The 13,566-nt window shown below is 40.1% G+C and carries 7 protein-coding genes; 2 read left to right on the top strand and 5 right to left on the bottom strand.

The window, feature by feature from the left end:
* Positions 1 to 72: 72 nt before the first annotated feature.
* Together ACGE0T_RS17660 and ACGE0T_RS17655 are read right to left on the bottom strand one after the other, a co-directional pair.
* On the bottom strand, positions 73 to 1,380 hold the full coding sequence (locus ACGE0T_RS17660; protein WP_459187895.1) for an alpha-L-fucosidase: 1,308 nt from the start codon (positions 1,378 to 1,380) through the stop codon (positions 73 to 75).
* 227 nt (positions 1,381 to 1,607) lie between these two features.
* The gene (locus ACGE0T_RS17655) at positions 1,608 to 2,618 is read right to left on the bottom strand and encodes an aspartate-semialdehyde dehydrogenase (RefSeq protein ID WP_459187894.1); all 1,011 of its coding nucleotides are present in this window, start codon (positions 2,616 to 2,618) and stop codon (positions 1,608 to 1,610) included.
* 128 nt (positions 2,619 to 2,746) lie between these two features.
* Here ACGE0T_RS17655 and ACGE0T_RS17650 point away from each other — a divergent pair, with 128 nt between their 5' ends.
* Both ACGE0T_RS17650 and ACGE0T_RS17645 read left to right on the top strand, forming a co-directional pair.
* Positions 2,747 to 5,110 (top strand): lamin tail domain-containing protein, encoded by a 2,364-nt coding sequence (locus ACGE0T_RS17650; protein ID WP_459187893.1) that lies wholly within the window; start codon positions 2,747 to 2,749, stop codon positions 5,108 to 5,110.
* A gap of 67 nt (positions 5,111 to 5,177) precedes the next feature.
* Positions 5,178 to 6,074, top strand: coding sequence for a YitT family protein (locus ACGE0T_RS17645; RefSeq protein WP_459187892.1), 897 nt, complete (start codon positions 5,178 to 5,180; stop codon positions 6,072 to 6,074).
* Positions 6,075 to 6,279: 205 nt separating this feature from the next.
* Here ACGE0T_RS17645 and ACGE0T_RS17640 read toward each other — a convergent pair whose 3' ends face one another.
* The 3 genes from ACGE0T_RS17640 to ACGE0T_RS17630 all read right to left on the bottom strand — a co-directional run bounded on the left by ACGE0T_RS17640 (position 6,280) and on the right by ACGE0T_RS17630 (position 13,555).
* Positions 6,280 to 8,139: an endonuclease/exonuclease/phosphatase family protein gene (locus tag ACGE0T_RS17640; RefSeq protein ID WP_459187891.1), complete on the bottom strand. Its 1,860-nt coding sequence runs from the start codon at positions 8,137 to 8,139 to the stop codon at positions 6,280 to 6,282.
* 178 nt (positions 8,140 to 8,317) lie between these two features.
* Positions 8,318 to 10,060, bottom strand: a complete 1,743-nt coding sequence (locus ACGE0T_RS17635; RefSeq protein ID WP_459187890.1) for a RagB/SusD family nutrient uptake outer membrane protein — start codon at positions 10,058 to 10,060, stop codon at positions 8,318 to 8,320.
* Between the two features lie 24 nt (positions 10,061 to 10,084).
* Positions 10,085 to 13,555, bottom strand: coding sequence for a TonB-dependent receptor (locus ACGE0T_RS17630; protein WP_459187889.1), 3,471 nt, complete (start codon positions 13,553 to 13,555; stop codon positions 10,085 to 10,087).
* Positions 13,556 to 13,566 lie beyond the last annotated feature (11 nt).

Here is a 13,566-nt window from a genome sequence, read left to right as displayed (position 1 = left end):
ACGGGGAAGACTTTTAAAGTTCCTTTTAATGAATCAACCGGGCTGAGCTTAGAAAAGAAAACGATTGTAAAGTTACTTTTGCAAGGTAAGTTCTATCACGTAATCTATGTCCGTGGGGACTTCCTTGAATTTCAGCAACACGCCTTCTTTGTCTTGCGAGAACTTAACCGCGGATTTGTCTTTGAACAAAATAGCTTTCTTTACTTTTTTCCCTGTAACAGGCAGATAAAGGCCGTTATCCTGCAAGTTCAAAATATGAACATACATTTTATCTCCCTTTTCGGTTGTTACTCCCCAGTCGCGTGCCGTTACACATCCGCCACGGGTTCCGTAAATGGTTTCGCCATATGTTTTCAGCCATTCGCCCATTTCTCTCAAGCGGTTGATTGCTGTTGCCGGCAATTCTCCGTTGGGTTGAGGACCGATGTTCATTAATAGGTTGGCATCTTTTCCGGCAGCTTTTACCAGATAATGGATTAATGTTTTCGTGCTTTTATAGTTTTGGTCGGCAATTTTATATCCCCACATGCCGTTCATCGTTTCGCAGGTTTCGAGTGGCAAGCGGCTGATGCTTTGTCCGGATAGTCCGGCCGTGTTTTCTCCCGGAAGGTCGCGTTCGAAGATTTGAATGTCTTCTCCTTTGAAAGGAACGCCGTGGTGGTTGTTGCCGATAAGGCAACCGGGCTGTAATTTATGTATTAAGGCATATTGTTGGGGCAGTTCCCAATCGAAGTCCGGGTTTTGGTCCTGGTCCCACCAACCGTCAAACCAGATAGCACCTATCTTTCCGTAGTTGGTAAGTATCTCGGTCAGTTGGTTGTTCATGAATTGATAATAACTTTTCCAATCCGCTTTTTTCGGATCTTTGCCCGTTCCCCTTCCTGTACGTCCCATAGGGTAGTCGTCGCGATACCAGTCGATATGCGAATAATATACATGCAGACGGATACCTTGTTTGTGGCATTCATCGGCAAGCTCTTTCAGCACATCGCGTTTGAATGGAGTGGCATTTACAATATTATAGTCGGAATACTTGGTGTCGAACATGGAAAAGCCCTCGTGGTGGCGGGAAGTGAAGCAAATATATTTGGCTCCTGCCGCTTTGATTGCCGCAACCCATTCGGCAGCATTAAACTCGATGGGATAGAAGCCCGAAGCCAGTTTGGCATATTCATCTTTGTTGATGTTTGCATTTTGCATATACCATTCGCCTTGTGCAGGCATGCTGTATAATCCCCAATGAAGGAAGATGCCGAACTTTCCGTCTTGAAATTCTTCACGTGCCTGCAAGTTCTCCGGGGTGGGTACATAGTTTTCTTGTGCAAATGTTGTGACACAACATGCGGCCGATAGCAGTAAGGCCAAAAATGTTATTCTCATGGTCAAATGTATTAATTGAGGTAAATATAAGAAATAAAAATGAGCTTGATATATAAATGGCACTGAGATTGATTTTCATCTTATATGCAAGCAGCGAAAGGAGAATCGGATAAATGGAAGAAGGAAGCCAAATTAAAGCCTGAATAAAGGTGTTAATATAAAAGAAAGCAGCCGTAAAAGTCTTTCAATGACTTTTACGGCTGCTAATGTATATTTTAAAAGAATGATTATCCGATATTTTTTACTTTTACCAGATATTCTGCAATCTGAACGGCATTCAGGGCTGCACCTTTCTTGATTTGGTCGCTTACAGTCCAGAAAGTCAAACCATTCGGGTTTGTAATATCTTTGCGGATACGTCCTACGTAAACAGGATCTTTTCCTGCAATGAACAGAGGCATCGGATAGTCTTTCTTAGCCGGCTCATCCTGTAGGATAACACCTTCGGCTTCAGCAAATGCTTTACGTGCTTCTTCCACACTGATTGGATGTTCTGTTTCTACCCAAGTGGCCTCACTGTGGGCACGCATTACCGGAACACGAACACAAGTGGCACTCACTTCAATATCGGAGTGCATGATTTTACGTGTTTCGTTGTACATTTTCATTTCTTCCTTCGTATAACCGTTGTCGGTAAATACATCTACGTGAGGAATAACGTTGTATGCAAGCTGGTAAGCAAACTTTTCTACTGTAGGTTCTTCGCCTTTCAGCAATTGTTCATATTGTTTTATCAATTCAGCCATAGCTGTTGCACCTGCACCGCTGGCTGCCTGATAAGTAGATACGTGTACACGCTTGATGTGCGACAGTTTTTCGATTGCCTTCAATGCAACTACCATCTGGATAGTTGTACAGTTCGGATTGGCAATGATACCGCGCGGACGATTCAGTGCATCTTCCGGATTTACTTCGGGAACTACCAGAGGCACATCGTTTTCCATACGGAATGCGCTGGAATTATCAATCATTACAGTACCATGTTTAGTGATGGTTTCTGCAAATTCGACTGATGTACTACCGCCGGCGGAAACAAAAGCAACATCGATTCCCTTAAAGTCGTCGTTGTGCTTAAGTTCCTTAACGGTATACTGTTTACCACGGAAGGTATAAACACGTCCGGCACTGCGTGATGAGCCAAAAAGCACCAGCTCATCCATCGGGAAGTTTCTCTCGTCGAGCACACGCAGGAATTCCTGTCCTACAGCTCCACTGACTCCAACAATTGCTACTTTCATTTTGAGCACTAATTAATTTGTTTATTGAAAAAATGTAATAATTTTACCAGGCATTAAAGCAAGCTCTATTTATGCCTCAACGCTGTGGCGTGCAAAGATATACAATTTATAAACAAAACCGTAAAACTATGAAACAAATCATTCTATTTTTCTTTGTATTCCTGCCTTTTTGTCTATATTCACAGGTATTTGAAACATTTGACGGACCAAATATTCCTGAAATCTGGATAGGAAAAGACCGGGATAAATTTGCAATCAATCCGGATGGGCGTCTTCAGTTAAATATACAGCCTGCAGCATCCGGTGATGCTTCTATCGGTTTGAATCTGCTGTATGCTTCTGATATGCAGTGGGAGTTTGATGTGCAGATGGGAAATGTTCCCAGCGATAAGAATGCCTTATACGTGTATCTTTATCAGGAAAAAGAAAAATTCTATTATGTGAGAATCGGATATTCCGGGGGGAATAAGTTAGGATTATGCCATAACGGAAACAGGGATATGTTTGAACGGCTGCCCAATAATTATAAAAAGGATTCGTGGGTCCATATCAAGGTAACCCTGGAAGAAAATAAGTATTGGACGATGTATAGCCGTCAGCATGCGGATTCTTATTATGTGGAGGAAGGACATTGCACTTATCCCGTATCTCCGGTAGAGAAAGGACAATTCCTTTTCAAATTTGTTTATACAAAGGAACGCAGCCGTTTGTTTAGTATCGATAATGTAAAAATACAATATGAGATAAAGCCAACCGATACAACCCTTCCTGAAACACCTGAGCCGTCTCCGGAAACGCTTCCCCAATTAACGGAAATCAAGGTGTTGTCTGTATCCGCACTTCAGTTTGTTTTTGATAAACCTGTAAATATAACGGAAGCTGTTTTCTCTGTTTCCGGTATAGGGGAAGTAACCGGGAAAACCTACTCGGATGAGACGCAAACAAAAGTGGATGTCTTTTTTAAAGAAGAGTTGCAGATAGGTTCTGCTTATACGGTTTCATATGCTGGTGTTTCGGATTTGTCTGGCAATAAACTATCCTCTTTTTCCCAGGAATTGGTTTTGGAAGAGCATGGAGAAGAAGGGGATAAAGAAGAAGGCCCGGATGATTCGGGAAATAGTTCTTCCGGCGTTCTATTGATAAATGAAATTATGGCAGACCCAAAAGGTTTGGAGGAGTTACCCGAAACGGAATATGTAGAATTGTATAATACGGAAAATAAAGAACTCTCCCTTGCCGGATGGCAATTCTCTTATGGAGGAAAAGCCAAACCGGTTGGCAATATCCGTGTTCCTGCACAAGGGTATGCTGTCCTTTATCGCTCAGGAAGAGATATCGAAGTGGACGTAACCGGGATTGCTGTTCCTTTGGATAATTTTCCGTCCGCTTTGGCAAATACAGGAAAAGAATTACAGTTAATAGATGCCGGTGGGAAAGTGGTGGATAAAGTCACTTATGCAAAAGCAACCCCTGCTTGCTCATGGGAACGTTCCGGGAATAAATGGGAACTGTCAAAAGACCCAAGGGGAGGTACGCCGGGATCAAAAAATAGTATTTCGGGAACAGTGCCGGATGAACCATCAAAACCGGATATTCCTGATGAACCAGATGAACCGGACGAACCCGATACCTCTCCAGTGGAACCGGTAACCGGGACAGTTTTGCCTGGCGAGCTTATATTTAATGAACTTCTTCCGGAACCTTTTTCCGGAGGAAGCGAGTATATAGAGTTGTATAACCGCTCGGAGCATACTTTGCCGGTATCAATGCTTTCTGTTGCAGTAAGAAAGGGGGATGGGGTACTTGGAACCCGTTATCCTCTTTCATCCGTTTCTGTTCCTGTCGTGGCAGGAGGATATGTGTTATTGACAAAAAGTATGGAAGGAGTAACTTCTTTTTACGGAACGCCCTCTCCGGAAAATTTGTTTGAAATAGCAAAGTTGCCGGTTCTTGCCAATACCTCTTCTACAGTCGTATTGATACGAACAGAGGATGATGTGGTAATAGATGAGATTTCTTATTCTTCCAAATGGCATGCATCTTCCATAAAAGATAAAAAAGGAGTGGCTTTGGAACGTATTGACCCGGAAAAGGAAACGCAGGACCCGGCAAACTGGACTTCCGCATTGGAAGCTGATGGATATGGAACCCCCGGTTTCCAAAACTCCCAATATGCTGAATCGATGATGGAGAATGGGGAACCCACAGGTATGGAAGCACCTGCATATAAAGAAGAAGAGGACAGTTACCGGGTTTCGTTCCTGTTGGATAAGTCCGGTTATAATTGCCGTGCACAAGTGTTCGACTGCTCAGGAAGGTTGGCTGCGGAAATAGCCAATCATGAGGCATTGGGGATTTCCGGTGAGTTATTGTGGGACGGATGCGGGATGGAAGGTAATCGTCTGCTTCCTGGTGTTTATATTTTTTATGCTACGGTTTATCATCCCGAAGGAGAAAAGTTTACGGTTAAAAAAGCCTTTCTTGTTCATTAAATATAGGGAAATCTATTTCGCATTTAAACTTTCACTAATTTTGCAGCCTCATAAAACTGAATTTAGAATGAAACCAACATTATCAACAGCTTCTACCCAGGTGATGCACAGAGAGATAAAAGATTATCTGATGATTGCTTTAGGGATGGTTCTTTACGGTATCGGATGGACCGTTTTTTTGTTGCCTAATGACATTACAACCGGTGGCGTACCGGGTATTGCCTCTATTGTTTATTTTGCAACGGGCTTGCCGGTGCAGTATGTGTATTTTGGTATTAATGCTTTTCTATTGTTGCTTTCTTTGAAAGTATTGGGCTGGAAGTTCAGTGTGAAAACGATTTATGCTGTATTTGTCCTGACCTTCTTTCTTTCAGTGATACAGAAAGTAACGGCAGGTTTATCTCTTTTGCAGGACCAGCCGTTTATGGCTTGTGTACTTGGGGCTTCTTTCTGTGGTAGTGGCATCGGGATTGCATTCTCGGCGAATGGCAGTACCGGTGGAACCGATATTATCGCGGCTATTATCAATAAATATCGTGATATAACGCTGGGGCGTGTTATTATGATTTGTGATATGATTATTATTACCTCCAGCTACTTTGTATTGAAGGACTGGGAAAAGGTTGTGTATGGTTTTGTTACGCTTTATGTCAGTAGTTTTGTGTTGGACCAGATTGTAAACAGTGCCCGTCAGTCTGTCCAGTTCTTTATCATATCGAAGAAATATCAGGAAATAGGACGTGAGATAAACGCTTTACATCGTGGGGTTACGGTTATTGATGCAACCGGACTATATACCGGTCAGGAACAGAAAATTATGTTTGTCCTGGCCAAGAAACGCCAGTCGACTACTATTTTCCGTATTATTAATGATATCGACCCGAGTGCATTTGTTTCACAGAGCGCAGTTATTGGGGTTTATGGAGAAGGATTCGACCATTTTAAGATGAAGAAAAAGAGTTGAATCTATTTTCGGCTTGATCCAAAGGTAGACAAATTGTCAAGGCTGCCCGCTGAAACCTTTATAGGAAGCTATGCTTTAGGGATTGCCGATGCCGCCAGTTAAAGAAAAGGCGGCATCGGTGATTTTTTTATAAGACGGGATGTGAAGGCTCAGATTATGTTTCATATTGAATCGCAGTCTGAATTACAAAGAAGGCTTCAAATCTTCATAACTGTATTGATTGCAATACATTGCCTTTTGTATCAAGAACTTTAAGAGTCATAGACTTTCCTTTTTTTGATAAAATCATGACTGTCGCATTCTCCGGCCGGTTTCCTCCTCCAATGACTACAGGAAAATTATTCCCTTTTGAACCTTTAGGCCAATAAGCGAAACGATGTGTGTGCGCATTAATACTTATATCAAATGGAGCTTTTGCTAATAGGTCTCCCCATAATTCCAAGCAAGGAAGATAACTCTTTTCCGACATGCCATAAAGAGGAATATGATGTAATAAAACTCTTTTAGCTGCTTTCTTGTACTTCTTGCTTGCTAATTCCTCTTGAAGAAACTTCGCTTGTTCCTTCCGGAAACCATCGAAATCATTCAGATTATAATATACCCACGTCGAATCAGGTTTATCTTCGCCACAGTCAAGAACAACAAAGCGGGTATCACCCCAATTAAATGCCCCATAAGTTTTATTTCCTACATAATCAAAAATATTCCTCAACTGAATTGAATAGGCGTTACGTATTTCGTGATTTCCCCGGAAATAGAAAACCGGTACGGTTTCTGCTTTTACTTTTTCATTCAAATAAGATAGGAAATATACAGCTTCCGTTTCGTTTCTGGGATCGTCAATGCAGTCACCGTTAAACAAAACAAAGTCATAATCAGTCCCTTGAATTTGATCTGTTAATAGATCCATGACCTCATTCTTTTTGTGCAAATCATTGAATATAAGAGCTGTGAAATCTGATGTATTAACGTCAGGTACCGTGAAAGAATAAATATCGGAATAAGCAGTTTCTCCAAATTCCTTTTTATATGCCTCATATAAAGTAATCTCCCTGGAACAAACTCTATAATAATAGGTTATTCCCGGCTTTAAATTATTCAAGCGAATCTTATGATGTTTATTGTTGCAAATGATCTGACCATCGACAATCGTTTCTTCACGTTCTTTCAAATTACGATCCAAACCATATTCGACCCAACTATGAACTGGCACATTGGTAAACCAGGAAATCGTAATTCCTCCGTCTAACGGATTTTGTAAATAGGGCTTCGTGCGAAAAATATCAGCTACATCTGCCTTTAATCTTACATCTACGAACAGTGGTAAATGATCCGAAGCGATAGGCTCATCATAAAGCACTTGACGATGTAACACAGAATATTGATTACCATTATCAAATCCGTAAATAAAATCAATACAACGATTCGGATTTTGTCCGGGAATCGTATTGTCTTTATAATTATTCAAAGGTATAAATTTCTTTTGCAAAGCATTTTGAGTAGGAGATCCTTGGACAGAATTCATATCTCCTGCCAAAAACAAAGGTTTATGTATATTTTTTAATGCATCAAATATAATGGGGACAGATAATACTTGATCTTCTTTTGTTAAAGAAAAATGAGAGCAACACATGACATATTTATCAAATTCTGCGATCAGTAATAAGCGACTTTCTTCTCTGCCGGGAAGAGGCAACATCCAATGACGTATAGGTTTTTCCTTTGAAAGTATACCGATGCCATACTTTCCCCCCTGATAGTCTATAGAAGGGCCATAGGTATAGAACATATGTGTACGATCTGACAGTTCCTTCAAAGCGAAGACTCCATTATTACGTATCGATGCACTGTCCAACTCCTGTACTGCTATCACATCCGGATTCACCCGATTCATTATGTCCGCTATGCGCTGATAGTCAATCACCTCGTCCATACCCCGGCAATTCCTTACATTATAAGACATAACACGGAGTGTGTTCTCTTCCTTGGGTTCAATTGTTTTTTGCGCATTTACTGTAAATAAACAGCCAAACAAATAAGCTAACAATAATATATTTTTTTTCATATCTATCATTTTTTGGAGGCTGTGTCAAAAAAGCTATTACTGAACACAGATGACGCAGAACACGCAGATTTACGTAGATTCTTTATAAAAAACTATTGTCTGCGTAAATCTGCGCCCTGTCTGCGTAGTCTGCGTTCCATAATATAGACTTTTGGCACAGCCCCCTGTATTTATTTAATTATAGGCCATCATTCCAACCCGTATTCTGTGTTAGATTGGGATTCAACAAACGTTCCTGGATAGGTATCGGATATAGATAATCTTTTTTCTCATCCCAAACTTTTTTAATATGAGGATTTATGATGATACATCCGGAATTACCATTTTCCAATGTAATATCACTATTAAGTTTTAAATATTGGATATTTTTCCCTTCTAAAACCGGTTTCTCATTTTCATAAATGCAAACATCAATATTTCCGTCTCCATCCAGATCAAAAGATCCTAAACTTGGGAAATACATTCCCTTAAATTGTTCCATGAAAGTAGATCCTTCTTTCCAACGCATCATGTCATCCCAGCGATAGCTTTCCATTACCAGTTCTATCCTTCGTTCCCTACGAATCTCAAGAATCACACCCTTATTACTTCCACTTACATGAGGATATTGCTTTTCCAAATAAGGATCCGGATTTGCATTAGCTTCAGCCATATTAATATTAGGCATATTTACCCGGTCCCTAAGTAGCTTGATTGATTTCTCTAAATCGGTTTGAGTCAATGAACCTAATTCGGCTTTAGCCTCTGCATAAATTAATAAGGCTTCCGCAAAACGGAATAAAGGCATGTCATTAATATCCTTTTGGTTCGTATCCCATTTACGTTCTGTGACAAACTTAATTAACTGATATCCTGTTACCGTAGAACCGAATTCTTGCACTAAAGTCTCAGTCTCACCAATCCTGGTATATCCGGGAGCGCGAACTGTTTGGCTCAAACGAGGGTCCCGGTTTTTCATCTCTTCTGTAAAAAACATAGTATTGTAGCCCGGTTGATCTGTAAAGCGTTTTCCGTCACGCATCAAATAACTGTTTACAAGTCGTTTCTCCAAGCCCGGACGTCCATAAGAGGCTGTCATTGTGTAATAATTCAAATTATGATATACCTGAAACTCATCACTGTATCCTCGCGCAAGAATAACCTCATCGGCAATCGCTTCATGAGAAGCGAAAAAATTTAAATAATCACTTTCCGGCTTTCCTGTATTGTAAATCTTGTATCCACTCTTCGTTATTAATTCATCCGCAGCAGCTACAGCTTCATTCAAGAAATGCTCATAGTCTGGCAAATTAAACTCGGTATGATATTTGCGAAAGGTCCCTTCATGCAAACAGATACGGGCTTTTAATGCTAATGCAGTCCAGTGAGTAATCTCATTCACTTTTTTCTCGGCAGGTAAATGCTCTATTGCATTATTAATATCCTCCAAAATGTTGTCCATAACCTCGGTTCGAGGGGTACGAGGTAACATCAAATTTTCTTCATCCTTATCGTTAATTGCATGGGTATACCAAGGTACATCGCCAAAGCGTTTTACTTTATCAAAATAAAAATAAGCTCTAAAAAAACGAGCTAACGCATCATAACGAAGTCTCGCAGCCTCATCTTTACATTTTGAGGAATTATCAAGATAGAAATTGATATTACGTAAATTTTCCCATTCCCAGCCTCCGCCACTGGTCGGAACAATTCGAGTTCCTCTCAGTTCATCTGCCAGATCCATCTTGATGATGTTATCTATTGCTTCGTTATAAACGCCTTCGGCATTAGGTAATGCATCATAAAACGAGTTTGTATAGAGCCGCAAATCATTTTCTGTATTAAAGAAAGTATTTGGAGATATAGCATCTAACGGATACTTTTCCATATCACATGCTGATAGGCTAAGTCCTATAGTCATTATATAGAGTAACTTCTTCATAAGAATAAACTTTTAATAGGTGGTTTAAAAAGTAATATCTAACCCGACAGAGAAAGTTTTTGATAAAGGATAACTTCGTCCGTTACTATCGGCGACCGGTTGTTCCGGATCAATATAATCTGTGACAAATGGAGTCCATGTAATCAGATTCTCACCACTGATATATAAACGGCAGTTCTGTACAAAAATCTTTTTCATCCACCGCTCCGGAAGAGTATAACCGATAACCAGGTTTTTCAAACGTAAATAGCCTATGTTTTGGATGTATTTATCATTCGGGTCTCTTAAGCATCCTCCGCTATTTAATGCGGTATAACCTCTTAACAGGGGGAAATACGCATCTGTATTCTCCGGGGTCCAAACCAAATCATTGAAATTCTTCGGAGTAAAAGAAAAATAAGGACGGGAATAAGGTCCCCAGAATTTATCCGCATTTGCACTTGGATACCAATCTCTGCGACCTATACCCTGAAAAAAGGCTGACACATCTATTCCATTCCAACTGGCATTCAGGTTAAACCCGTAATTATAACGAGGCTCTGAATTTCCGATAATCTCCATATCTCCAGGATCATCTGCGGTCTTTTTTCCCGGAGAAATAACCTTATCGCCATTAAGATCTCTAAATTTCAAATCACCTGCCCGTAAATGTCCCCATTCTCCCGGGGCTTTTTGGATTTGAGTATTTACTAATTTTTGATCTACATTCCAATTGGCTGCTTCCTCATCAGTCTTAAAGAACCCATCAATACGGTATCCCCATATCTCACCGAATTTTTCTCCTTCATAGTGATTCGCCAGTAATTTATTCGGATTGTCATAACGGGTAATCTCAGATACAGCATCACCTAAAACAAACGATATGCCATAATTAAAAGGTTTTCCTTTCAAGTCAAACTGATCTTTCCAGCTGATAACTAATTCATACCCTTTAGTTCTAAGGTCTCCGGCATTTTGTTGTGGTGAAGCTGCTCCGAAAACGGAAGGAAGTGTTTTCCCGGGTACCAGCATATCCGTGGTGTTACGAACATAGGCATCACCCGATACGTTCAATCGGCTATTCAAGAAACTAAGATCAAGACCGACGTTAACAGTTGTTGCCTTCTCCCAAGTCAAGTTGTCAATAATCGGATTCGGGGAACTTACATTCTGTGTTTTTTGTCCATCGATCAACCAATTAGACAAACTCATATTCATAGTTGAAATATAAGGGTAGTAGTTAGGGCTTTTTGTATTTACCGCCTGATTTCCTAATGAGCCATAGGATGCCCTGATTTTCAAATTATTTACGACTTCTTTTGCTTTCTCGAAAAAAGCCTCTTCACTTAATCTCCATCCTGCAGAAACAGAGGGGAAAAAGCCATATCGCATGCCTGACTTGAACCTGGAAGTTCCATCATACCGACCATTTACTTCTATCAGATACCGATCATTAAAGTCATAATTAGCGCGGAAGAATGCGCCAAACAAAGCATAATCATAAGCACCTCCTTCTACTAACATATCACCGGTTGCCAGTTGTAAATCATTCAGTGATTCTGATATCAAGTTTTTGCGAGAAGCAAAAAGACGGGAATGCTTTTTATTCTCATAATTCACGCCAGCAGTTAAACCTACAGTGTGTTTTCCAAATGTTTGATTATAATTTGCATATACATTTGCGACATGCATTGGGTCAAACCACATCGTTTTTTTTAGTTGATCTGTATTGTAATTAGGAACTTCTTGAATAATGCCCGGTTGTATTGAGTAAGTTGCAACTGTAGAGCGATACCAATCATCTGCTATATAGAAAGAATACGTATAATCCGCATTCAATTTGATATATTTAGTTATATCAAGTTCTAAGCTCGTTGTTGTTGTAAATTCATGGATTCCCTTTGCGCCTTTTGTTCCGCCGTCAAGTAGCATCGCATAAAGACCGTCACCAATAGAATAATTATTTTTCAATGTATTATAAGTAGCTGTTCCATCCGGATTTATTGGAGCATAGCAGGGTAAGGCATGAACTGTTACATATACGAAATTAGGATTACCTCCACCTTCACGTCCATAATAAGTATAATTTTTGTCGTAATATGAAGTATTGTTAGAAACTTTCAGGAAAGGGAATAACTGTGCATTGATTTTACTACGGAAATTGTAAGATGTAAACTTATCCGTATTGATCTTCATAATGCCATCTTTCGTATAAAAATTACCGGAAAGCAGGAAATTGATTTTTTCTGTGCCTCCGGATAAATTTATACTGTGAGACTGGGAAGGTTGATGAGAATTAAATACAGTATTCCACCAGTCATAGTTTCCATAATAATTATAAATGTCCTTACCATTTACATTTTTCACTACAGTCCAGGGGCGAGAAGGATCCTCTGTCTTATCATATCTGCGCGCCTCTAACTCCGCCATATCTTCATCGGTATAACGAGTATATGTGTTTCCTGTGGCACGACGGAATGCCTCATCCAATAAAGAAACAGCCTCATAACCTGAAGTCATAAAATCAGTACGGACCGTAGGTTTGGATGTCGCAAAAAATGTCCCGTAAGAAACACTCATTTTTCCTGCTTTTGCACTTTTTGTTGTTACTAAGATTACACCAAATGCACCACGAGCTCCATAAACGGCAGAAGCCGCAGCATCTTTCAACACAGATATCGACTCGATATCTTTAGGATTCACACGATTGATATCACCCGGAACGCCATCGACCAGTACCAATGGTTCGCCGCCATTAATTGATGCCTGTCCGCGAACATTAATAGAGCCTCCGGCACCCGGTTCTCCTGTAGAAAAGGTGATATTTACATTTGGCATGGTCCCTTGCAATATTTGAGTTGCATTGGATACGGGTCTGTTCTCTAATTCTTTAGCGGAAATTTGCGCCACAGCTCCTGTTAGATTAACTTTCTTTTGTACACCATATCCAACAACAACAACCTCATCCAGGTTTTGGGTATCTTCCGTAAGCTTTATTTCTACAGTAGATTGATTTTTTACTGCAATTTCTTTGGAATTATAACCTATGTAAGATATTAAAAGAATATCTGAAGGTGAAGCTTCTATACTATAGTTTCCATCTATGTCGGTAATAGTCCCAACAGTGGAACCTTTTACTATGATGTTGGCGCCAATGATAGGTTCCCCACTCAGATCTGTTACCCGGCCAGTTATTTTTTTTGTTTGCTGATTTCTCGGTTTATTTTCTATACGAGTAAATAAATAAATTTTTCCGTTTTTAATTTCATAACCCAAGGGTGTTCCTTCTGTTAATTTATCCAAGACCTGAGTAAGTTCTGCATTGGTAAAGTTCATACTAATCCTCCGATTTACATCTACGACTTGGTTGCTATAAGCGATATTAAAACCTGTTTGGGTAGTGATAGCCGCCAGTATTTTTTCTACTTTAGCATTCTCTAACGTAATAGAAACTTGTTGAGCCCTAGCTGTAAAGCTTAGTGAGGATAGAACTAAAAACAGAAAGGCTAACTTCATGGCATTCGGTA

The organism is Parabacteroides sp. APC149_11_2_Y6, from assembly GCF_054506995.1.
This window is presented reverse-complemented; position numbering and strand designations above follow the sequence as displayed.

Coding starts and splice junctions, on each gene's coding strand:
- ACGE0T_RS17660 (WP_459187895.1), bottom strand. CDS start 1,380: ATGAGAATAACATTTTTGGCCTTACTGCTATCGGCCGCATGTTGTGTC.
- ACGE0T_RS17655 (WP_459187894.1), bottom strand. CDS start 2,618: ATGAAAGTAGCAATTGTTGGAGTCAGTGGAGCTGTAGGACAGGAATTC.
- ACGE0T_RS17650 (WP_459187893.1), top strand. CDS start 2,747: ATGAAACAAATCATTCTATTTTTCTTTGTATTCCTGCCTTTTTGTCTA.
- ACGE0T_RS17645 (WP_459187892.1), top strand. CDS start 5,178: ATGAAACCAACATTATCAACAGCTTCTACCCAGGTGATGCACAGAGAG.
- ACGE0T_RS17640 (WP_459187891.1), bottom strand. CDS start 8,139: ATGAAAAAAAATATATTATTGTTAGCTTATTTGTTTGGCTGTTTATTT.
- ACGE0T_RS17635 (WP_459187890.1), bottom strand. CDS start 10,060: ATGAAGAAGTTACTCTATATAATGACTATAGGACTTAGCCTATCAGCA.
- ACGE0T_RS17630 (WP_459187889.1), bottom strand. CDS start 13,555: ATGAAGTTAGCCTTTCTGTTTTTAGTTCTATCCTCACTAAGCTTTACA.